The sequence below is a fragment of the Pseudomonas juntendi genome (assembly GCF_021560075.1).
GTDB lineage: Bacteria > Pseudomonadota > Gammaproteobacteria > Pseudomonadales > Pseudomonadaceae > Aquipseudomonas > Aquipseudomonas juntendi.
In genome coordinates, this window is sequence record NZ_CP091088.1 from 1,982,014 (window position 1) to 2,003,726 (window position 21,713).

Annotated in this window: 17 protein-coding genes; 8 read left to right on the top strand and 9 right to left on the bottom strand. The window is 63.1% G+C overall.

The features are described from left to right. Position 1: 1 nt before the first annotated feature. From nuoC to L1P09_RS09200, 5 genes are all read right to left on the bottom strand, one after another. The gene (gene nuoC, locus L1P09_RS09180) at positions 2-1,783 is read right to left on the bottom strand and encodes an NADH-quinone oxidoreductase subunit C/D (protein ID WP_009686425.1); all 1,782 of its coding nucleotides are present in this window, start codon (positions 1,781-1,783) and stop codon (positions 2-4) included. A gap of 79 nt (positions 1,784-1,862) precedes the next feature. After that, positions 1,863-2,540 (bottom strand): NuoB/complex I 20 kDa subunit family protein, encoded by a 678-nt coding sequence (locus L1P09_RS09185; RefSeq protein WP_003251429.1) that lies wholly within the window; start codon positions 2,538-2,540, stop codon positions 1,863-1,865. 9 nt (positions 2,541-2,549) lie between these two features. Beyond that, positions 2,550-2,963, bottom strand: coding sequence for an NADH-quinone oxidoreductase subunit A (locus L1P09_RS09190; RefSeq protein ID WP_003251427.1), 414 nt, complete (start codon positions 2,961-2,963; stop codon positions 2,550-2,552). A gap of 1,343 nt (positions 2,964-4,306) precedes the next feature. Continuing rightward, on the bottom strand, positions 4,307-5,632 hold the full coding sequence (gene aceA / locus L1P09_RS09195; RefSeq protein WP_009684219.1) for an isocitrate lyase: 1,326 nt from the start codon (positions 5,630-5,632) through the stop codon (positions 4,307-4,309). Between the two features lie 490 nt (positions 5,633-6,122). Continuing rightward, a complete protein-coding gene (locus tag L1P09_RS09200; protein ID WP_177331330.1) occupies positions 6,123-6,887 on the bottom strand; it encodes a secretin N-terminal domain-containing protein in 765 nt (254 codons plus the stop codon). A gap of 266 nt (positions 6,888-7,153) precedes the next feature. Here L1P09_RS09200 and L1P09_RS09205 point away from each other — a divergent pair, with 266 nt between their 5' ends. Continuing rightward, positions 7,154-8,596: a SulP family inorganic anion transporter gene (locus L1P09_RS09205; RefSeq protein ID WP_054904921.1), complete on the top strand. Its 1,443-nt coding sequence runs from the start codon at positions 7,154-7,156 to the stop codon at positions 8,594-8,596. A 118-nt stretch (positions 8,597-8,714) separates the two neighbouring features. On the opposite strand, the gene fusA is transcribed toward L1P09_RS09205, so the two are convergent. Further along, positions 8,715-10,826 carry an elongation factor G gene (fusA, locus tag L1P09_RS09210; RefSeq protein WP_054904920.1) on the bottom strand — a complete coding sequence of 704 codons (2,112 nt, stop codon included), beginning with the start codon at positions 10,824-10,826 and terminating at the stop codon, positions 8,715-8,717. A 73-nt stretch (positions 10,827-10,899) separates the two neighbouring features. After that, entirely contained in the window at positions 10,900-11,325 is a 426-nt protein-coding gene (locus tag L1P09_RS09215; RefSeq protein ID WP_054904919.1) for a hypothetical protein, read from the bottom strand. A 243-nt stretch (positions 11,326-11,568) separates the two neighbouring features. Here L1P09_RS09215 and L1P09_RS09220 point away from each other — a divergent pair, with 243 nt between their 5' ends. Next, the gene (locus tag L1P09_RS09220; protein ID WP_029885291.1) at positions 11,569-11,871 is read left to right on the top strand and encodes a hypothetical protein; all 303 of its coding nucleotides are present in this window, start codon (positions 11,569-11,571) and stop codon (positions 11,869-11,871) included. A 3-nt stretch (positions 11,872-11,874) separates the two neighbouring features. On the opposite strand, the gene L1P09_RS09225 is transcribed toward L1P09_RS09220, so the two are convergent. Further along, positions 11,875-13,125 (bottom strand): 2-aminoadipate transaminase, encoded by a 1,251-nt coding sequence (locus tag L1P09_RS09225; RefSeq protein WP_029885290.1) that lies wholly within the window; start codon positions 13,123-13,125, stop codon positions 11,875-11,877. Positions 13,126-13,250: 125 nt separating this feature from the next. After that, positions 13,251-14,147: a transcriptional regulator GcvA gene (gcvA, locus tag L1P09_RS09230; protein ID WP_029885289.1), complete on the bottom strand. Its 897-nt coding sequence runs from the start codon at positions 14,145-14,147 to the stop codon at positions 13,251-13,253. A gap of 256 nt (positions 14,148-14,403) precedes the next feature. Here gcvA and L1P09_RS09235 point away from each other — a divergent pair, with 256 nt between their 5' ends. The 6 genes from L1P09_RS09235 (at position 14,404) to L1P09_RS09260 (ending at position 21,672) form a co-directional block, all read left to right on the top strand. Beyond that, a complete protein-coding gene (locus tag L1P09_RS09235) occupies positions 14,404-15,786 on the top strand; it encodes an amino acid permease (RefSeq protein ID WP_154211273.1) in 1,383 nt (460 codons plus the stop codon). A 57-nt stretch (positions 15,787-15,843) separates the two neighbouring features. After that, on the top strand, positions 15,844-16,341 hold the full coding sequence (locus L1P09_RS09240) for a PaaI family thioesterase (protein ID WP_054904916.1): 498 nt from the start codon (positions 15,844-15,846) through the stop codon (positions 16,339-16,341). A 228-nt stretch (positions 16,342-16,569) separates the two neighbouring features. Further along, positions 16,570-17,052 carry a formate dehydrogenase subunit gamma gene (locus tag L1P09_RS09245; protein WP_054904922.1) on the top strand — a complete coding sequence of 161 codons (483 nt, stop codon included), beginning with the start codon at positions 16,570-16,572 and terminating at the stop codon, positions 17,050-17,052. Further along, positions 17,046-18,605: a formate dehydrogenase beta subunit gene (locus L1P09_RS09250; protein WP_054904915.1), complete on the top strand. Its 1,560-nt coding sequence runs from the start codon at positions 17,046-17,048 to the stop codon at positions 18,603-18,605. The genes L1P09_RS09245 and L1P09_RS09250 overlap by 7 nt, the downstream gene beginning before the upstream one ends. Further along, entirely contained in the window at positions 18,602-21,472 is a 2,871-nt protein-coding gene (gene fdhF, locus L1P09_RS09255) for a formate dehydrogenase subunit alpha (protein WP_054904914.1), read from the top strand. The genes L1P09_RS09250 and fdhF overlap by 4 nt, the downstream gene beginning before the upstream one ends. After that, positions 21,469-21,672, top strand: coding sequence for a formate dehydrogenase subunit delta (locus tag L1P09_RS09260; protein WP_054904913.1), 204 nt, complete (start codon positions 21,469-21,471; stop codon positions 21,670-21,672). Before fdhF ends, L1P09_RS09260 begins: the two co-directional genes overlap by 4 nt. Positions 21,673-21,713 lie beyond the last annotated feature (41 nt).

Below are 21,713 nucleotides of genomic sequence, written 5' to 3' on the forward strand. Positions count from 1 at the left end.
CTTAGCGGTCCACGTCAGCCATAACGAAGTCGATACTGCCCAGGTACGCAATGAGGTCGGCGACCATGCTGCCTTTGATCACCGAAGGGATCTGCTGCAGGTGCGGGTAGCTCGGGGTACGGATCCGGGTGCGGTAGCTCATGGTGCCGCCATCGCTCGTCAGGTAGTAACTGTTGATGCCCTTGGTCGCCTCGATCATCTGGAACGACTCGTTGGCCGGCATCACCGGGCCCCACGAGACTTGCAGGAAGTGCGTGATCAGGGTTTCGATGTGCTGCAGGGTGCGCTCTTTCGGCGGCGGCGTGGTCAGCGGGTGATCCGCCTTGTACGGGCCTTCCGGCATGTTGCGCAGGCACTGGTCGATGATGCGGATACTCTGGCGCATCTCCTCGACGCGGACCATGCAGCGATCGTAGGCATCGCCGTTGTGGGCCAGCGGTACTTCGAACTCGAAGTTCTCGTAGCCGGAGTAAGGGCGGGCTTTGCGCAGGTCGAAGTCGCAACCGGTGGCGCGCAGGCCCGCACCGGTGGTGCCCCAGGCCAGTGCTTCCTTGGTGTTGTAGGCAGCGACGCCGATGGTACGGCCCTTGAGGATGCTGTTCTGCAAGGCCGCCTTGGTGTACTCGTCGAGGCGCTTGGGCAGCCATTCGACGAAGTCCTTGACCAGCTTGTCCCAGCCGCGCGGCAGGTCGTGGGCGACGCCACCGATGCGGTACCAGGCCGGGTGCAGGCGGAAACCGGTGATCGCCTCGATCACGGTGTAGGCGCGCTGGCGGTCGGTGAAGGTGAAGAACACCGGGGTCATGGCACCCACGTCCTGAATATAGGTGCCCAGGAACAGCAGGTGGCTGGTGATGCGGAAGAACTCGGCGAGCATGATGCGGATCACGTCGACCTTCTGCGGCACCTGGATGCCGGCCAGCTTCTCCACCGCGAGCACGTACGGCAGGTTGTTCATCACCCCGCCGAGGTAGTCGATACGGTCGGTGTAGGGGATGAAGCTGTGCCAGGACTGGCGCTCGGCCATTTTCTCGGCGCCACGGTGGTGGTAGCCGATGTCCGGTACGCAGTCGACGATCTCTTCACCGTCCAGCTGCAGCACGATGCGGAATGCACCGTGCGCCGAAGGGTGGTTGGGGCCGAGGTTGAGGAACATGTAGTCCTCGTTGGCGCCCTGACGCTTCATGCCCCAGGCTTCGGGGTTGAAGCGCGCCGATTCCTCTTCGAGCTGCTGCTTGGCCAGGGTCAGGCTGTACGGGTCGAACTCGGTGGCACGGGCCGGGTAGTCCTTGCGCAGCGGGTGGCCTTCCCAGGTGGGGGGCATCATGATGCGGCTGAGGTGCGGGTGGCCGGCAAAGTCGATGCCAAACATGTCCCAGACTTCGCGCTCGTACCAGTTGGCGTTCGGCCAGATGCTGGTCACCGATGGCAGGTTGAGGTCGCCTTCGCTGAGCGACACCTTGATCATCACGTCGCTGTTACGCTCGATCGACAGCAGGTGGTAGAACACGCTGAAGTCGGCGGCTGGCAGGCCGCGGCGCTGGGTACGCAGGCGTTCGTCGACGCCGTGCAGGTCGTACAGCATGCTGTACGGCTTGGCCACGCCACGCAGGAAGCTCAGCACTTCCTTGAGTTGGGCGCGCTTGACCCACAGCACGGGCATGCCGGTGCGGGTTTCCTGGGCGACGAATGCTTCGGCGCCAAATCGGTTGTGCAGTTCGACGACCACATCCTGGTCGTCAGCCTTGTAGGGCGGAATGAAAATAGCGTTGTCCGCTGTCATGGTCTCGGTCGCTTTGGGTCAACGTTAAGAATGAAGCCAGGCCGCCGGCTCCATGGGGAGCGGGCGGCAGGTCGCTGGATCAGACTTCGTCGGGGCTGCGCAGGTTGGTTACGGCAATGCGCTGCTCACGACGCAAGTCTTTCTGGGCTGGCATCTCGGCACGGTAAATACCTTGATCACCAACAACCCAGGAAAGCGGGCGTCGTTCTTGGCCGATCGACTCCTGCAGCAGCATCAAGCCTTGCAGGAAAGCCTCAGGGCGTGGCGGGCAGCCAGGCACATAGACGTCCACGGGGAGGAACTTGTCGACCCCCTGAACGACCGAGTAGATGTCGTACATGCCACCGGAGTTGGCACACGACCCCATGGAGATCACCCACTTGGGCTCGAGCATCTGCTCGTACAGGCGCTGGATGATCGGCGCCATTTTCACGAAGCAGGTACCGGCAATGACCATGAAGTCGGCCTGACGCGGCGAGGCCCGGATGACTTCGGCACCGAAGCGGGCGATGTCGTGGGGTGCCGTGAAGGCCGTGGTCATTTCCACGTAGCAGCAGGACAGGCCGAAGTTGTACGGCCACAGTGAGTTCTTGCGACCCCAGTTGACCGCGCCACGTAGCACATCTTCGAGCTTGCCCATGAAGATGTTCTTGTGGACCTGGTCCTCCAGCAGTTGATCAGTGACGGTTTCCCGTTCACCGACCGGGTACTGCTCGTTGGGCGCATCCGGATCGATTCTGGTGAGATTGTATTGCATGCCAAAGCCTCATTGTTTCAGCTTCGCTTGCCGCTTGCGGCGACCTTCGGGAGCCCAATCAAGTGCCCCGACGCGCCATAGGTAGACAAGACCTGCCAACAGAATTGCTATGAAAACGAGTGCTTCGACGAACCCGGTCCAGCCGCTTTCGCGGACGGACACAGACCATGCAAAGAGAAAGAGGGCTTCGATATCGAAGATCACGAACAGCATCGCGACCAGATAGAATTTGGCGGACAGGCGCAGGCGGGCGCTGCCGACGGGCAGCATGCCGGATTCGAAGGGTTCGTTCTTGGCGCGGCCCCATGCCTTGCTACCGAGCAGGCTGGACAGGCCGAGCATGAAGGCGCACAGGCCGACGACACCCAGGAGGAAGATGGCAAAGCCCCAGTTGTGGGCGATGAGTCCTGCCGAATCGGACATGCTAGAAATCCTTATACAGAGACCCAGCTCTGCAGTCTGAAATAAGTGTAGAGCGGCGACCTGGTGTCGCACATGCAGTGACCAAATGTCGCAGCTGAATCAATCGCGCTGATTTTATGGGTAAACCTGGTGCAAGTAAAATTTCTGTAGCAAATTTATCCGTAGGATTTAGTGCAACAGCAGCGCGTAAATGGCTGAAAGCCTTGAAATTCGGGCATTGCGTGCGCTTTTGTTAATTATGTTTCTTGCGAGTGGTAACGAATTACAAGTTTCGTAATGATAATTAATATCATTTGGCCTGGTGCCAGTTAATTGGGCTGTTCTGAGCCTTGTAAAGTTCATCTGGCGAGTCCCCCTACTTGTAAATGCGAAAGGGCCGTGTTCTAGCAGCTTTGCGCGGCGGTTGCACCGCTCTGGGTCAATACTTTAGTGGTTGGGTCATGACTGGCTGATGAAGCGGCCGGCCAGTGCTGCCCTGGGTGCGGTGCTGCCACAAGCATAGACGTGATTGTGGGGTTTGTTGGGCTGGCGTGGGTCGCGTGAGGGCTGCCATTTGTATGGCGAAAGGAATGCAGCGCCTGTGAAACCGAGCGCCGCCCGCGCGCGACCGCCTTGTTTGTACGTCGCCATATCGAGGCGTGCGCCAAAGCGTTCGCGCGCAAATCCCACAGGCATAACTGGCCCGAAACAAGCGTAGGAGCGAGCGCAGCTCGCGATGCGCCGCGCGGGCGGCGCTCGATCTGCGCAACACCGCAAAAACCAAGGCAGGCACCTCGCCGCCCTGATGCGGTCCTTGCTGGTTTGCTGCCTCAAGATAGACCTGATTATGGGGTTTGTTGGGGCTGCCGTTGGGTCGCGGGAGGGCTGCCATTTGTATGGCGAAAGGAATGCAGCGCCTGTGAGATCGAGCGCCGCCCGCGCGGCGCATCGCCGGCAAGCCGGCTCCCACATCTGTTTCGGGCCAATGATGCCTGTGTGATTTGCGCGCGCCCCCTTTGGCGCATGGCTCGATACCGCGCCGTATTTACTAGGCGGTCGCCTGCGCTGGCCCAGGATGGACTGGCCCGAAACAGATGTGGGAGCCGGCAAGCTGAACTGGCATGCAGCACAGAGGCACCCCTGATAGGCGCGATTCGCCTGTAGGAGCGGCCTTGTGTCGCGAAAGGGCCGCAGAGCGGCCCCGGCAATTTTGCGTTGGCGCATAGATCCCGGGGGCGCTACGCACCCCTTTCGCGACACAAGGCCGCTCCTACAGGGTTCATCCGCGAAAGGGCCGGTACCGGCAAAAACAAAGGCCCGGCGCTTTTACAAGCCCCGGGCCTTCGTTCAACCGCATTCCACTATCAATGGAACTGCTCTTCCTCAGTCGAACCAGTCAGTGCAGTCACCGACGAAGCCCCACCCTGAATAACAGTGGTCATGTCGTCGAAGTAGCCAGTGCCCACTTCCTGCTGGTGCGCCACGAAGGTGTAGCCCTTGCTGGCGTCAGCGAATTCCTGCTCCTGCAGCTTCACATAGGCGGTCATGTCGTTGCGGGCGTAGTCGTGCGCCAGGTTGAACATGCCGTGCCACATGTTGTGGATGCCGGCCAGGGTGATGAACTGGTGTTTGTAGCCCATGGCCGACAGTTCGCGCTGGAACTTGGCAATGGTGGCGTCGTCCAGGTTCTTCTTCCAGTTGAAGGAAGGCGAGCAGTTGTACGAAAGGATCTGGTCCGGGTACTCCTTCTTGATCGCTTCGGCGAAGCGGCGGGCTTCGTCCAGGTCCGGTTTGGCAGTCTCGCACCAGATCAGGTCGGCATACGGCGCGTAGGCCAGGCCGCGGGCGATGGCCTGGTCGAGGCCGGCGCGTACCTTGTAGAAGCCTTCACGGGTGCGCTCGCCAATCACGAACGGCTGGTCGTACGGGTCGCAGTCGCTGGTCAGCAAGTCGGCGGCGTTGGCGTCGGTACGGGCCAGGATAATGGTCGGTACGCCCGATACGTCAGCAGCCAGGCGTGCAGCCACCAGCTTCTGTACGGCTTCCTGGGTCGGTACCAGTACCTTGCCACCCATGTGGCCGCACTTTTTCACCGAGGCCAGCTGGTCTTCGAAGTGCACGCCGGCGGCGCCTGCTTCGATCATGTTCTTCATCAGCTCGTAGGCGTTCAGTACGCCGCCGAAACCGGCTTCGGCGTCAGCCACGATCGGCGCGAAGTAGTCGATGTAGCCTTCGTCGCCCGGGTTCTTGCCCGCTTTCCACTGGATCTGGTCAGCGCGGCGGAACGCATTGTTGATGCGCTTGACCACGGTCGGTACCGAGTCGACCGGGTACAGCGACTGGTCCGGGTACATGGACTCGGCCGAGTTGTTGTCGGCGGCAACCTGCCAGCCGGACAGGTAGATGGCCTGGATGCCGGCTTTTACCTGCTGGACTGCCTGGCCGCCAGTCAGGGCGCCCATGCAGTTGACGAAGTCTTTCTCAGGGCGGAAGGACGGGTGGGCACCTTCGGTGACCAGCTTCCACAGTTTCTCTGCACCCTGGCGGGCAAAGGTGTGCTCGGGTTGCACGGAGCCACGCAGGCGAACGACATCAGCGGCGGTGTAGGTACGGGTCACGCCTTTCCAGCGCGGGTTCTCGGCCCAGTCTTTCTCGAGGGCTGCAATTTGCTGTTCGCGTGTCAGTGCCATGGAAATAAACCTCGTCGCATCGATCTTGAGTTAATTGTGCTGATGCTCGGAGCAGATCAGGTGCCTGGCGGCTGTCCTGTTCGCAGGTGTGCGGCGGCGAACGCGAAGGCTCGAAGGGGAAGGAGAGTGCAGGCCAGGCAGAGGGCGCCCCGGCAGGTCGGCTCGTGGATGCCTAACTGCGGTGCTACGCGATTGCCAGTACTGCGGTGATGCGCTTCCGTCCCTCGGGACAACTTCTTCGTTGCAGTCGCAATCCCGTCGAACCGCCTTGTGGGCCGTATAGACACAAGGCGCCTCCGGGGGTGGGAGGAGCGCGCCTCGAAGGCCCTTGCCAGGGCCCCTGATTAGCGGGAGCGAGGCCATCATGCCCTTGGGAAAAACACCCTGTCAAATGTTTTGTAGTGGTTTTTTGTGCTTACTACATCTTTGGTCTAATACGACTTGTCAGTCAGTTTCAAGGCCTTTGGTCGAGGCCTTGAATTGCCTGGGATCAGTCGAGAAGGTCGACTTTTACACGCAAAGTCATGTTTTCACCGCGCTGGGTGCTGTAACTGCGGCTTGACGTACTGCGGTCCGCTTGGCTCTGCTGGTTGTAGCCCGCCAGGGTGATCCACTCGCCGAGCTTGCCAGTGATGGTTGTGTCGGTACTTTGCACTTTTACTACATCTGCACGTTCCTGGCTGATGCGGTCATTATTTGTGCTTATTTGCAGACGAACCGTTTCTCCGCTCAGAGTCGGGGTGACATAGAAACCTTGGGTCACGTTGCGGTATTCGGTGTTGCTCTGGAGGCGCCCGTAGCCGTCGGTGCTGGTGCTGGTAACCGGGATGCTCTGGCCAACCTGGATGAGTGCTGGCTGGCCTTCGCTGGCCTGAACTTGCTGCATGCCACCGTCGCGGTTGCTGGTGCCGTAGCGAATGACCTGGCCGTTGCCCCGGTTGTCCTGGAAGTTGCTGTCGTTGTTGTCAACGCTGATCAGCAGGCGCTTGGGCGCGGTATCCAGCTGCTGCAGCAAGGCACGCAGGTCGTCGATGCGCTCGGGGCTGGCGTTGACGATCAGCTTGTTCTCGAAGGCGCTGACCGTGCCGTCTTTGGCGATGAATGCCTGTGCGGCAGGCAGCAGTTCGGCACTGCTGCGGTGCTGCAGCGGCAATACCTCGGTGGCGGCCTGGGCGGTGAGGCTGGCGGCCACCAGCAGGGCGGCGCTTATGGGGCGTAGCGGCATGTCCATGATCTCCGCAGGTGGGGTTGCCATGATGGCAAAGGCGTCCTGCCTGTGCTGGATGCACATCAAAAACTGCCTTTTATCCTGGCTTTATCCAGGAAACTATAAATTATAGTCAGCCAGATAATTGCAGATAATCGCCCTCCACAGGCCGTGCCAGGGAGCCTGAGAGCCCTTCGGCACATTGCGCGGTGGCTGCTGTCAGACAAATTCCGTAACATCCCGCCTTCGATTTTTGCCCGCTCTAAAGGCCGTACAGGTGCCCAGGCTGTTGTCCGGCTAATTACAGGATGCCCATGAAACACACCCGACTACGCGCCGACCTGCTCGCCGGCCTGACCACCTCGTTTGCCTTGGTGCCCGAGTGCATCGCCTTTGCCCTGGTGGCCCACCTTAACCCGCTGATGGGCCTGTACGGTGCGTTCATCATTTGCACCTTGACCGCACTGTTCGGCGGTCGGCCGGGCATGATTTCCGGGGCTGCCGGCTCGATGGCGGTGGTGATCGTGGCGCTGGTGGTGCAGCACGGCGCGCAATACCTGCTGGCAACGGTGCTGCTGGGCGGGGTGGTGATGATTCTGTTCGGCCTGCTGCGCCTGGGCAAGCTGGTGCGCCTGGTGCCGTACCCGGTCATGCTGGGCTTCGTCAACGGCCTGGCCATTGTCATTGCCATGGCCCAGCTGGAGCACTTCAAAAACGGTGAGCACTGGCTCAGTGGTACGCCGCTGTACCTGATGATTGGCCTGGTGGCGCTGACCATGGCGGTGGTCTACCTGCTGCCGAAGCTCACCCGCGCCGTACCGCCGGCACTGGTGGCGATTCTTGGCGTTGGCTTGCTGGTGTACCTGCTCGGCTTGCCCACCCGCACCTTGGGTGACATGGCGCACATCGCTGGCGGCTTGCCGGGGCTGGCGCTACCGGATGTGCCGTGGAACCTGGAAACCCTCAAGATCATCGCCCCCTACGCGGTGCTGATGGCCATGGTCGGCCTGCTGGAAACCCTACTCACGCTGAACCTGACCGACGAAATCACCGAAAGCCGCGGCTACCCGGACCGCGAGTGCGTGGCATTGGGCGCCGCGAACATGGTGTCGGGCCTGTGCGGTGGCATGGGGGGTTGCGCGATGATCGGGCAAACGGTGATCAACCTGAGCTCCAATGGCCGTGGCCGGCTGTCGGGTGTGGTAGCCGGTGTGATGATTCTGCTGTTCGTGTTGTTCCTGTCGCCTTTGATCGAGCGTATTCCCCTGGCGGCGCTGGTTGGCGTGATGTTCGTGGTGGCCCAGCAGACCTTTGCCTGGGCGTCCTTGCGGGTGTTGCACAAGGTGCCGGTCAACGATGTGCTGGCGATCATAGCGGTGACCGTGGTCACGGTGTTTACCGACCTGGCCATGGCAGTGCTGTTCGGCATCGTGATCGCGGCGCTGAACTTTGCCTGGCAGCATGCCCGGGAGTTGTACGCCGACAGCCATGAAGACGCCGATGGCAGCAAACGTTATCAAGTGCATGGCACGCTGTTCTTCGCCTCGACCACTTCATTTCTCGACCAGTTCGATGCCGCCAGCGACCCGGCCCAGGTCACGCTGGACTGCCAGCACCTGAGCTTTGTCGATTACTCGGCGGTTGCCGCACTGCAGACCTTGCGCGAGCGTTATGCCAAGGCGGGCAAGCACCTGCGCGTGGTGCATCTGTCGGAGCGGTGCAAGAAGCTGTTGAAGCGGGCAGGGGAGCAGCACTGAGAAAGGTTATTGTCTGTGCTGGCCTCTTCGCGGGCATGCCCGGTCCCACAGGAATGGCGCAGGCGCTGCCCCAGTGGGAGCGGGCGTGCCCGCGAAGAGGCCGGCACAGGCAAATGAATCACTCCCCGCGGTTCTTCCTGACGATGCCATCGGCAATGCTGGCTGGGGCCTCGGCATAGCGGGTGAACTCCATCGAGAAGCTGGCCCGGCCCTGGGTCATCGAGCGCATCGAGGTGGCGTAGCCGAACATTTCGCCCAACGGCACCTCGGCGCGGATCACCTTGCCCGCCGGGGTTTCGTCGCCGTCCTGGATCATGCCCCGGCGCCGGCTCAGGTCACCCAGGATGTCGCCCTGGTATTCCTCGGGGGTGACCACTTCCACCTTCATCACCGGCTCCAGCAGTACCGCGCCGCCTTTTTGCGACAGTTGCTTGGTGGCCATCGACGCTGCGATCTTGTAGGCCATCTCGTTGGAGTCCACATCGTGGTACGAGCCGTCATACACCGCTGCCTTCAGGTTGATCAGCGGGTAGCCGGCCAGCACGCCGTTCTTCATCTGTTCTTCGATACCCTTCTGGATCGCCGGGATGTATTCGCGGGGCACCACGCCGCCGACGATCTCGTTGACGAACTCCAGGCCTTCCTTGCCTTCGTCACCGGGGGCGAAGCGGATCCAGCAATGACCGTACTGGCCGCGGCCGCCGGACTGGCGGACGAAGCGGCCCTCGATCTCGCAGGTGTTGCGGATTTTCTCGCGGTAGGCCACCTGCGGCTTGCCGATATTGGCCTCGACGTTGAATTCACGGCGCATGCGGTCGACGATGATGTCCAGGTGCAACTCGCCCATGCCGGAGATGATGGTCTGGCCGGTTTCTTCGTCGGTGCGCACGCGGAATGACGGGTCTTCCTGGGCCAGTTTGCCCAGGGCGATGCCCATTTTTTCCTGGTCGGCCTTGGTTTTCGGTTCCACGGCCACGGAAATCACCGGGTCGGGGAAGTCCATGCGTTCCAGGATGATTGGCTTGTCCATGTCGCACAGGGTGTCGCCGGTGGTCACGTCCTTCATGCCGATGAGGGCAGCGATGTCACCGGCGCATACGTCCTTGATCTCCGCGCGCTGGTTGGCGTGCATCTGCACCATGCGGCCGATGCGCTCTTTCTTGCCCTTGACCGAGTTGAGCACGGCATTGCCGGAGCTGAGCACCCCGGAGTACACCCGGGCGAAGGTCAGGGTGCCGACGAACGGGTCGGTGGCGATCTTGAAGGCCAGGGCCGAGAACGGCTCCTTGTCGTCGGCGTGGCGTTCCAGGTGCTTGTTTTCGTCGTCGGGGTCGGTGCCCTTGATTGCCGGGATTTCCGACGGGGCAGGCAGGTAATCGATCACCGCATCGAGCATCAGCGGCACGCCCTTGTTCTTGAACGAGGAACCGAGGATGGTGGGTACGATTTCGTTGTTCAGGGTGCGTTTGCGCAGGCCGGCCTTGATTTCTTCGATGCTCAGTTCTTCGCCCTCAAGAAACTTCTCGGTCAGTTCGTCATCGGCCTCAGCCGCGGCCTCCACCATCTTCGCGCGCCATTCATCGGCCAGCGCCTTGAGCTCGGCAGGTATCTCTTCTTCGCGATAGCTGGTGCCGTTATCGGCATCGTTCCAGTAGATAGCTTTCATCTTCACCAGGTCGATCTGGCCGATGAAATGCTCTTCACTGCCAATGGCCAGCTGGATCGGCACAGGGTGGTGGCCCAGGCGCTGGTCGATCTGTTTGACCACCCGCAGGAAGTCGGCGCCCTGGCGATCCATCTTGTTGATGTAGGCCAGGCGCGGCACATGGTACTTGTTGGCCTGGCGCCAGACCGTTTCGGACTGGGGCTCGACGCCGTCGGCGCCGCTGAAGACCACCACGGCACCATCGAGTACGCGCAGCGAGCGTTCCACTTCGATGGTGAAGTCGACGTGGCCGGGGGTGTCGATGATGTTGAACCGGTACTTGTCGGCGAACTGCTTGGTCGAGCCTTGCCAGAAGGCCGTGGTCGCCGCCGAGGTGATGGTGATGCCGCGCTCTTGCTCCTGGGCCATCCAGTCCATGGTCGCGGCGCCATCGTGCACCTCGCCCATCTTGTGGTTGACCCCGGTGTAGAACAGGATCCGCTCGGTAGTCGTGGTCTTGCCGGCGTCGACGTGGGCGACGATGCCGATGTTGCGGTACAGTTCGATGGGCGTTGTGCGGGCCATGGCGGACTACCTGCGGCTGGGCGGATTCCACCACGTTAGCAGACCCGTGGAATCCTGCCGTGCCGCCGGGCTGTCAGTCGGCCTGGGCCTGCAGCAGCCACTGGCCATCCACTTCGCGAGCCAGGCCACACGCCGGTAGCAAAGCCAGCAAGCGTGGGTGCAGGCCGGCTTCGGTGAAGGTCTTGAGCGTGGCCAGGTCCAGCGCGCCGATCAGGTTCAGGTCGGCCTTGGTATAGGACAGCCAGGCTTTCTTCAGCACCTGGGCCACATCGCTGCCGGCGGTGCTGGCGAAACGGCGGTGCCACGGGCGGGCGTCGAAGGTGAAGGTGTGCGCGTGGCTATAGGTGCTGGGGTCGGCACCTTCGACGCAGCGGTGGCAGCGGCACGGGCCCTCGCCGAAAGCGTTGCGCAGGTAGCTGTTGAAGTCCACCACCGGCTTGAGGGACAGACGTTTGTCGACATCGAACAGGTCGGCGATCAGGGGTTCTTCGGCGCTCACTCGGGATCCTCGTGTGGTGTGGCGTGCATCGGCGGGCACCCTAACAGATCGGGGCGGCCAGATCACCTGTTGCAGGGCTGGCCGCTTCGCGGGTGAACCCGCTCCCACAAGGGCTGCAGCGTATTCAAGGGTTGTATGCCTGTGGGCGCTGGCTTGCCAGCGATGAGGCCAGTAGAGACAACAGGCAACGCCTGCCGTACTCTACGCGCCCATACGCCTACCCACCCATTGAGGTAACCCCGCTTGAGCACCCAGTACCCGTACATCGCCACCGTCACCATCAGCGCCGAGGACCGTGGGGGCGATACCGAGGCATCGGAAAACCCCGGTATGCGCGTTGGCCTGGAGGCGGTGACCGAAACTCTGAAAAAGGTGCATTTCGTCGGTACGCTCGCGGCGCCTGAAAAGAATGCCACGCACATTTGCGTCACCCTGGAGAACGGCCTGACCTACTACGGCCCGATCGTCAATGGCCATGCCGAACTCGAAGGCGGCTGGATCGCGTTCGAGTCCGACATGCTCACCCCGGCAGAGCTGGGGCTGTAACGCTCAGTTCAACTCCGCCAGGCACTGCTCGAGGATATCCAGCCCTTCTTCGAGCACCTCGGCCTCGATGGTCAGCGGTGCCAGCAGGCGGATGATGTGCCGCGCCTTGCCGCTGGGCATCAGCAGCAGGCCTTTGGCGCGCGCCGCGTCCAGCACCTTGGCCAGTTGCGCCGGGGCCGGGCTGCCGTCTGCATTGACGAATTCAATGCCGCGCATGGCGCCCACGCCGGTCAGGCGCCCGATGAACGGGTACAGGCCCGAGGCCGTCCAACGCTGGTGGCGGCTGACGATGGCCTGCTCCTGGCGCTCACCCCAGGTAGCCACGTTCTCGTCGGTCATCTGCGCCAGGCTGGCCAGTGCTGCCGCACAGGCAATGGGGTTGCCCGAGTAGGTGCCGCCGAGGCCGCCCTTGGGTAATGACCCCATCAGGTCCTTGCGCCCGACCACCGCACCCAAGGGCATGCCACCGGCAATGCTCTTGGCCAGCAACAGCAGGTCGGGCTCGAGCCCCAGGCGCGGGAAGGCGAAGCGCTGGCCGGTGCGGCCAAAGCCTGACTGGATCTCGTCGATGATGATCAGGATGCCGTGCTGGTCGCAGAAGCGGCGCAGGGCCTGGGCGAAGGCCGGGTCGAGGGCCAGGAAACCACCTTCTCCCTGCACCGGCTCAAAAATGAACGCCGCCACGTCTTCCACGGCCAACTCGACGCTGAACAAGCGGTCCATGGCCTTGAGTGCCTGTTCGCAGGTGACCCCGGTGTCGGCGCTGGGGTAGGGCAGGTGGTAGACCGGCCCGGGCAGCTCGCCGACCCGTTGCTTGTACGGGGCGACCTTGCCGTTGAGGTTCAGGGTAGCCAGGGTGCGGCCGTGGAAGCCCCCGTCGAAGGCGATGATGGCCCGTTTACCGGTGGCGCCACGGGCCACTTTCAGGGCGTTTTCCGCGGCTTCCGCGCCGCTGTTGGTGAGCATGCCGGCCAGCGGGTAGCTGACCGGTACGAACTGGCTCAGTTGCTCCATCAGCGCCAGGTACGGGCCATGGGGGGCGGCGTTGAAGGCATAGTGAGTGAGGCGGGTGGCCTGGGCCTGGATGGCCTCGACCACGGCCGGGTTGCAGTGGCCCAGGTTGAGCACGCCGATACCACCGACAAAGTCGATGTAACGTTTGCCGTCAGTGTCCCAGACTTCGGCATTGCGGCCATGGGAAAGTGTGATTGGGTGAACGATGGCAATCGATTGGCTGATACTTTCCTGGTTCATGGTGCACGCGGACCTTGTTCGAGTTTCTTATTATCCAAACGTGTTCGCAGGTTATTCCGCAAACGAATTATTCGATTGCGGTCATTCCATGGATTCGTGATCTGGCCGATACTTCGCCATTCAAATCAATCCCCCTCAGCTACGCGCTCCCGTATCCACTGCACAAAAGCCCTTATCTTGGGCACTTCGGCGGCATGTTCGGCATGCGCGATGAAGTGCCGGCCATTGCTCGGCACCGGGTGGTCCCAGGCCACCACCAGCTTGCCTTCGCTCAATTCCTCGGCCACCAGGTAGCGCGGGATCAGGGCGATGCCACAACCGGCGATGGCCGCGCGGATGCACAGGTAGAAGGTGTCGAAACGCGGCCCGTGGTAGCTGTTCTGGCTGTGCAAGCCCAGCCCCAGGAACCACTCATGCCAGGCTTCGGGCCGCGACACGCACTGCAACAGGCGGTGCTCGGTCAGCGCCTGGGCACTGTCGAAAGGGTGGCTGGCCACTAGCTGCGGGCTGCACACCGGCACGACCTCTTCACTGAACAATTCGATGCAGGTTGCCCCGGGCCAGGTGCCCTGGCCGAAGAAAAAGGCGATGTCGGCCTTGGCCTGGACCAGGTCGAACGGCTCCAGCTCGTTGCGTATGTCCAGGTGAATACGCGGGTAGCGGTCGCCGAAGCCCTTGAGCCTGGGCACCAGCCAGCGCGCGCCGAAGGTGGGCTGGGTAGCAATGCGCAGCACTTCGGTTTCGTCGCCATAGCTGAGGATGTAGCGGCTGGAAATATCGATCTGGGTGAGGATCTTGTTCACTTCGGTGAGGTACAGGGCGCCGGCCGGGGTCAGGTGCAGGCGCCGGCGAATACGCTGGAACAGCGAGTGCGAGAGCATGTCTTCAAGCTGCGCCACCTGCTTGCTGACGGCGCTCTGGGTCAGGTGCAGCTCTTGCGCCGCACGGGTGAAGCTGAGGTGGCGGGCGGCCGCTTCGAAACACTGAAGGGCGGTGGTCGAGGGCATCAGGCGTTTGGACATGACGGGTGAATACCGAGCAAAAAAGTAAGGAGTTCATTCCAAAACGGAATTATGTGTTTCGAAAAGGTCGTTTGTTGACCCCGGCCTATAGATTAATACTGACCTGGATCAACAATGACAACCGGTCATGTAAAGAGGAGGTCGTTAACCCGCTTTTGGTTTTTGCAAAACAACAACAACGCGCATCAGAAATTTAAAAGAATTCTGCTCCGACCTTCAGCCGCCATGCCGCGGCCGACCCATTCGAGGGTTCTTCATGGCTTCTCACGACAACAAGAAACAGCGCTCCTTGCAGCACGGCCTGACCTCGCGCCAGGTGTCCATGATTTCCATCGCCGGCATCATCGGCGCCGGCCTGTTCATCGGCTCGTCCAATGCCATTGCCACCGCCGGCCCGGCGATCCTCATTTCCTACGCCATGACCGGCCTGCTGGTGCTGCTGGTCATGCGCATGCTGGGTGAAATGGCCATCGCCAACCCCAACAGCGGCTCGTTTTCGACCTATGCCAGCGAGGCCATCGGCCCGTGGGCCGGGTTCACCATCGGCTGGCTGTACTGGTGGTTCTGGGTACTGATCATTCCGGTCGAAGCCATCGCCGGCGCCGACATCCTGCATGCCTACTTCCCGGGCGTGCCCTCGTGGCTGTTCGCCTTCATGATCATGCTGGTGCTGGCGGGCACTAACCTGGTCAGCGTGAAGAACTTCGGTGCGTTCGAGTACTGGTTCGCCTTGGTCAAGGTGGTGGCAATCATTGCGTTCATCGTGGTCAGCGGGTTGGCGGTGTTCGGTTTCTGGCCGCTGGCCGAGGTGTCCGGAGTCAGCCGCCTGTGGGACCACGGCGGCTTCATGCCCAACGGCTTCGGCACCGTACTGGGTGGCGTGCTGATTACCATCTTCTCGTTCTTCGGTGCCGAAATCGTCACCATCGCCGCTGACGAAACCGCCAACCCGAAAGACAAGATCCGCCGTGCCACCAACCTGGTGGTCTACCGCATCGCCATCTTCTACCTGGCCTCGATCTTCCTGGTGGTGTCGCTGGTGGCCTGGAACGACCCGGCGTTGAAGGCGGTCGGTTCATTCCAGCGGGTGCTGGAGGTGTTGAACGTGCCGGGGGCCAAGCTGCTGGTCGACCTGGTGGTGCTGGTGGCAGTGACCAGCTGCATGAACTCGGGCCTGTACACAGCCTCGCGCATGCTCTATTCGCTGGGCGCGCGTGGCCAGGCGCTGAGCATGACCAAGCGCATTTCCGGCTCTGGGGTGCCGACCGTGGCCGTGCTGTTCTCCACCTTGGCAGGCTTCGCCGGTTGCCTGGTCAACTATGTGTTCCCTGGCAAGGTGTTTGGCTTCCTGTTGTCTACCACCGGTGCCATCGCGTTGCTGGTGTACCTGGTGATCGCCGTGTCGCAGCTGCGCATGCGGGCCCGCGCCGAGCGCGAAGGGCGCCCGCTGGAGCTGAAAATGTGGCTGTTCCCCTACCTGACCTGGCTGGTGATCGGCACCATTGTCATGGTGCTGGGCTACATGCTGTTCAGCGATGCCTACCGCTATGAAACACTGATGACCGCCGGGGTGACGGTGTTCATCCTGCTGGTGTCGTTGACCCAGCGGCGTGGCCGCGTGGTTGCGCAGGCCGCCTGATGTTTCTGCTTTAATGGGGGCGTTGCGCGCCCCCTTTTTCATCAGCACAGGAAGCGTATGAACGACCAGTCCCTTTCCCTCCAGGCCATGGCGGCACCAGACGGTACCTGCTACGGCTGCGGTTGCTCCCACCCCAGCGGGTTGCACCTGCAAAGCCATTGGCATGCCGATGGTATCCACCTGGTCTGCAGGCATGCCCCGGACAGCACCTTCAGCGGTTGGCCAGGCCTGGTGTACGGCGGCCTGCTGGCGATGCTGGTGGATTGCCATTCCAACTGGACCGCCATGGCCTACCACTACCGGCACGAAGGCCGCGCGCCGGGCAGCCTGCCGCGCATCGACTGCGTGACCGGGACGCTCAACCTGACCTACCTGAAACCCACCCCGATGGGCATCGAATTGCTGCTCAAGGCCCGGGTAGAAGGTGAAGTAGGGCGCAAGAGCCGGGTGATCTGTGAAGTCTGGGCTGGCGACGTGCTGACCGTGACGGCGGACTCGGTGTTCGTCCGCGTCGATACCGAGAAACTCAAGCTCAAGGCCCACGGCCGGGGCTGACCAGCGTCGGTTTCAGAATGCGCCTGGTCGCACGTACGCAACCCTTCGGCGGCATAAGTGCCATGCTTGCAGGATGCCGTCGGACCAGCGCACGCAGATGCGCGGCCGTCAGCGAGGAGGCCGCCGCCATCGCGCAACCGTGACGTTGCCGGCGTGCCGCAGCAGAACACGCTGGATACCTGCCATTACAACAAAACAGGCAGGGTCCGTGATGCCGAGGTCCGCTGTATGCCTGATCAATTGCTCCACCTGCCCGTTATCCAGCGCATTCTGGCGCGCGACAAAGACACCCCCGGCGCCCTGTTGCCGATGCTGCATGCTATCCAGCATGACCTGGGCTACATCCCCGATGCCGCCGTTCCCGAACTGGCCCACGCCCTCAACCTCAGCCTGGCCGAGGTGCGTGGGGTAATCAGTTTCTATCATGATTTCCGCACTGCGCCGCCGGCACGCCATACCTTGCGCCTGTGCCGCGCCGAGTCGTGCCAGAGCCGTGGCGCCGAGGCACTCGCGGCGCAGCTGCGTGAACAGCTGGCACTCGACGACCATGGCACCAGTGCCGACGGCGCCATCAGCCTGCGCCCGGTGTATTGCCTGGGCGCCTGCGCCTGCTCACCCGCGCTGGAACTCGACGGCCAGGTGCATGCACGGCTCACCCCCGAGCGCTTGCGCGCCTTGGTCAATGCCTGCCAGGAGGATGCAGCATGCTGAAGCTGTTCATTGCCTGTGATTCGGTCGCCCGCGCCGTGGGCGCCGACCAGGTCGCCGAGGCCTTCCAGCGCGAAGCCGAGCGGCGCCAGTTGCCGCTGGAGATCCAGCGCACCAGCTCGCGTGGGCTGTACTGGCTGGAGCCGCTGGTCGAGTGCGACAGTGCGCAAGGCCGCCTCGGCTTTGGCCCGGTTACCGCACAAGACGTGCCGGCGCTGCTCGATGCCCTGGCTGGTGAGCCCGCCCAGCACCCGCTGGCGCTTGGGCCGGTCGAGGCCATCCCCTACCTCAAGACCCAGCAACGGCTGCTGTTTGCCCGCGCCGGCATTACCCGGCCGTTGTCGCTGGATGACTACCGGGCGCACGGCGGTTTCGCCGGCCTTGAAGCCGCGGTAGCGCTGGACGGCGCCGAAGTGGTCGCTGCCGTACTGGACTCCGGCTTGCGCGGCCGCGGTGGTGCGGCCTTCCCGGCGGGTATCAAGTGGCGCACCGTACGGGACGCTGGCGCAGGCCAGAAGTACGTGGTGTGCAATGCCGACGAGGGCGACTCCGGCACCTTTGCCGACCGCATGCTGATGGAGGGCGACCCGTTCCTGCTGATCGAGGGCATGATCATTGCCGGCCTCGCCGTGGGCGCCGACATGGGCTACATCTATGTGCGCTCGGAATACCCCGATGCCATCCGTGTGCTCGAGCAGGCGTTTGCCATCGCCCGTGCGGCCGGTTACCTGGGGGCCAACGTAGCCGGTAGCGGCCGGGCTTTCGAGCTGCAGGTACGGGTGGGGGCCGGCGCCTACATCTGTGGTGAAGAAACCGCACTGCTCGAATCGATCGAGGGCAAGCGCGGCATCGTCCGCGCCAAGCCGCCATTGCCCGCGCTGCAAGGCCTGTTCGGCTTGCCCACACTGGTGCACAACGTGCTCACCCTGGCCTCGGTGCCGATCATCCTGGCCAAGGGCGCGGCGTTCTACCGTGACTTCGGCATGGGCCGCTCACTGGGGACCATGCCGTTCCAGCTGGCCGGCAATGTGCGCCACGGCGGCCTGGTGGAGCGGGCTTTTGGCCTGACCCTGCGCGAGCTGGTAGAGGGCTACGGGGGCGGCACGGCCAGCGGCCGGCCGCTGAAAGCTGCGCAGGTCGGCGGCCCGCTTGGCGCCTGGGTGCCACCCAGCCACTTCGACACGCCGCTGGACTATGAAGCCTTCGCCGCCATGGGCGCGATGCTCGGCCATGGCGGTGTGGTGGTCGCCGACGACACCCTGAACATGGCCAGCATGGCGCGTTTTGCCTTGCAGTTCTGCGCCGAGGAGTCGTGCGGCAAGTGCACCCCGTGCCGCATCGGCTCGACACGGGGCATGGAGGTGGTCGACCGCTTGATCGCCAGCAGCGAAACGGGCGAGCGCCATGACCACGCCCTGTTGCTGCGCGACCTGTGCGACACCATGCAGTACGGTTCGCTGTGCGCCATGGGTGGCATGACCGCCTACCCGGTCGCCAGCGCCCTCAAGTACTTCCCCGCCGATTTCGGGCTGACCACCACGGAGGCCGCACAGTGATCAACTTCTTCGACCCGCAAACCGACCTGGGCACCCCGGCTCGCGACAGCGACGTGCAGGTCAGCCTGAGCATCGACGGCCGTGCCATCAGTGTGCCAGCTGGCACCTCGGTGATGCGCGCCGCGGCCATGCTCGGCACCAGCATCCCCAAACTGTGTGCCACCGACAGCCTTGAAGCCTTTGGCTCGTGCCGCATGTGCATGGTGGAAATCGAAGGCATGCGCGGCTACCCGGCGTCGTGCACCACGCCGGTCAGCGAAGGCATGGTGGTGCGCACCGAAACCCCGCGCCTGGCCGGCTTGCGCCGCAACGTGATGGAGCTGTACATCTCCGACCACCCGCTGGACTGCCTCACCTGTTCGGCCAACGGCAACTGCGAGCTGCAGACCGTGGCCGGGCAGGTTGGCCTGCGCGAGGTGCGCTATGGCTATGACGGCGCCAACCACCTGGCTGAGAAAAAGGACGTTTCCAACCCGTATTTCGACTATGAACCGAGCAAGTGCATTGTCTGCAGCCGCTGCGTGCGCGCCTGCGAGGACATCCAGGGCACCTTCGCCCTGACCATCACCGGGCGTGGTTTCGAGTCGCGGGTGGCGGCGGCCGGCGGGGACAATTTCCTGGCTTCGGAGTGCGTGTCGTGCGGCGCCTGTGTGCAGGCCTGCCCAACCGCGACCCTGACGGAAAAAAGCCTGGTGCAACTGGGCCAGCCCGAGCGTTCGGTGGTCACCACCTGTGCCTACTGCGGTGTGGGTTGCTCGTTCCGCGCAGAAATGAAAGGGGACAAGCTAGTGCGCATGGTCCCGGACAAGAACGGCGGTGCCAACCATGGCCACGCCTGCGTCAAAGGGCGTTTCGCCTGGGGCTACGCGACCCACCCGGACCGCATCACCAAACCGATGATCCGCAAGCGCCTGGAGGACCCGTGGCAAGAGGTCAGCTGGGACGAGGCGGTGAACTACGCCGCCAGCGAATTGCGCCGTATCCAGCTCAAGTATGGGCGTGACTCCATTGGCGGCATTACCTCCAGCCGCTGCACCAACGAAGAGGCGTACCTGGTGCAGAAGCTGGTGCGTACGGCGTTCGGCAACAACAACGTCGACACCTGTGCCCGGGTCTGCCATTCACCGACCGGTTATGGCCTGAAGCAGACCCTCGGCGAGTCGGCAGGTACGCAAAGCTTCGACTCGGTGATGCAGGCCGACGTGATACTGGTGATCGGTGCCAACCCTACCGACGCCCACCCGGTGTTCGGCTCGCAGCTAAAGCGCCGCCTGCGCCAGGGCGCGCGGCTGATCGTGATCGACCCACGGCGTATCGACCTGGTCGACGCGCCGCACGCCCGTGCCGAGCTGCACCTGCAACTGCGCCCTGGTACCAACGTGGCCATGCTCAACGCCTTGGCCCATGTAATCGTCACCGAGGGCCTGCTGGCCCAGGGCTTCATCGATGCCCGGTGCGAAACCGAAGACTTCGCCCGCTGGCGCGACTTCGTCAGCCGTGCCGAGAACGCCCCGCAAGTGCTTGGCCCGGTGTGTGGCGTCGCGCCAGAGCAGATCCGCGCCGCCGCCCGGCTGTACGCCACCGGCGGTAATGCGGCCATCTATTACGGCCTTGGGGTGACCGAGCACAGCCAGGGCAGCACCGCGGTGATGGCCATCGCCAACCTGGCCATGGCCACCGGCAACATCGGCCGGGAAGGGGTAGGGGTCAATCCACTGCGCGGCCAGAACAACGTGCAAGGTTCGTGCGACATGGGGTCGTTCCCCCATGAATTGCCCGGTTACCGGCATATTTCCAACCAGGCGGTGCGTGAAGAGTTCGAGCAGGCCTGGGGCGTGACCTTGCAGCCCGACCCGGGCCTGCGTATTCCCAACATGTTCGAGGCAGCGCTGGACGGCAGCTTCAAGGCGCTGTATTGCCAGGGTGAAGACATTGCCCAAAGTGACCCCAACACCCAGCACGTCACCGCAGCCTTGCTCGCGATGGAGTGCGTGGTGGTGCAGGACATCTTCCTCAACGAAACCGCCAAGTTCGCCCATGTGTTCCTGCCGGGCAGTTCGTTCCTGGAAAAAGACGGCACCTTCACCAACGCCGAGCGGCGAATTTCACGGGTGCGCAAGGTCATGGAACCGCTGGCCGGCAAGGCTGACTGGGAAGCTACCATCGCCTTGGCCGACGCCCTGGGCTACCCGATGCACTACCGCCACCCGTCCGAGATCATGGATGAAATCGCCCGCCTGACCCCAACCTTCCGCCGGGTCAGCTACGCCGAAATCGAACGCCATGGCAGCCTGCAATGGCCCTGCAACGAGGCGGCGCCGGATGGCACGCCAACCATGCACATCGACCAGTTCGTGCGGGGCAAGGGCCGCTTCATGCTCACCGGCTATGTGCCGACCGACGAAAAGGTCAACAGCCGTTACCCGTTGTTGCTGACCACCGGGCGCATCCTCAGCCAGTACAACGTCGGCGCGCAGACGCGGCGCACCGGCAACGTGGCCTGGCACGACGCCGACCGCCTGGAAATCCACCCTACCGATGCCGAAAGCCGGGGTATCCAGGACGGCGACTGGGTCGGCATTGGCAGCCGTGCCGGGCAGACGGTGCTGCGCGCCAAGGTCAGTGCGCGGGTGGCCGCGGGGGTGGTGTACACCACGTTCCACTTCCCCGAGTCGGGGGCCAACGTGATCACCACCGACAACTCCGACTGGGCCACCAACTGCCCCGAGTACAAGGTCACGGCGGTGGAGGTGGTCAAAGTGTTCCAGCCTTCGCAATGGCAGCAGCGCTATCAGGACTTCAGTGACGAACAGCGGCGCCTGCTGCAGGAGCGCCGCACAGCGGAGAAAGCCGAGGTACGCCAATGAGCAGCGCCAGCCTGGTCAAGATGGCCAACCAGATTGCCCATTACTTCGACAGCGAGCCTAACCGAGCGCTGGCCGTGCAAGGGGTACGCCAGCATCTGCACAGCTTCTGGACGCCGGCCATGCGCAGGCAGTTGCTGGAGTGGATTGCAGCCAACGACGGGGAGGGGCTGGACCCGAAAGTGCGTGAAGCATTGGGCTGACGGGTACCTGCGGCCCCCTGCAGGCGCGCCGCTGTGGCCCG

Excerpts from the sequence above, each read along its gene's own strand:
- nuoC (WP_009686425.1), bottom strand. The coding sequence starts at position 1,783 with ATGACAGCGGACAACGCTATTTTCATTCCGCCCTACAAGGCTGACGAC.
- L1P09_RS09185 (WP_003251429.1), bottom strand. The coding sequence starts at position 2,540 with ATGCAATACAATCTCACCAGAATCGATCCGGATGCGCCCAACGAGCAG.
- L1P09_RS09190 (WP_003251427.1), bottom strand. The coding sequence starts at position 2,963 with ATGTCCGATTCGGCAGGACTCATCGCCCACAACTGGGGCTTTGCCATC.
- aceA (WP_009684219.1), bottom strand. The coding sequence starts at position 5,632 with ATGGCACTGACACGCGAACAGCAAATTGCAGCCCTCGAGAAAGACTGG.
- L1P09_RS09200 (WP_177331330.1), bottom strand. The coding sequence starts at position 6,887 with ATGGCAACCCCACCTGCGGAGATCATGGACATGCCGCTACGCCCCATA.
- L1P09_RS09205 (WP_054904921.1), top strand. The coding sequence starts at position 7,154 with ATGAAACACACCCGACTACGCGCCGACCTGCTCGCCGGCCTGACCACC.
- fusA (WP_054904920.1), bottom strand. The coding sequence starts at position 10,826 with ATGGCCCGCACAACGCCCATCGAACTGTACCGCAACATCGGCATCGTC.
- L1P09_RS09225 (WP_029885290.1), bottom strand. The coding sequence starts at position 13,125 with ATGAACCAGGAAAGTATCAGCCAATCGATTGCCATCGTTCACCCAATC.
- gcvA (WP_029885289.1), bottom strand. The coding sequence starts at position 14,147 with ATGTCCAAACGCCTGATGCCCTCGACCACCGCCCTTCAGTGTTTCGAA.
- L1P09_RS09235 (WP_154211273.1), top strand. The coding sequence starts at position 14,404 with ATGGCTTCTCACGACAACAAGAAACAGCGCTCCTTGCAGCACGGCCTG.
- L1P09_RS09240 (WP_054904916.1), top strand. The coding sequence starts at position 15,844 with ATGAACGACCAGTCCCTTTCCCTCCAGGCCATGGCGGCACCAGACGGT.
- L1P09_RS09245 (WP_054904922.1), top strand. The coding sequence starts at position 16,570 with ATGCCTGATCAATTGCTCCACCTGCCCGTTATCCAGCGCATTCTGGCG.
- L1P09_RS09250 (WP_054904915.1), top strand. The coding sequence starts at position 17,046 with ATGCTGAAGCTGTTCATTGCCTGTGATTCGGTCGCCCGCGCCGTGGGC.
- L1P09_RS09260 (WP_054904913.1), top strand. The coding sequence starts at position 21,469 with ATGAGCAGCGCCAGCCTGGTCAAGATGGCCAACCAGATTGCCCATTAC.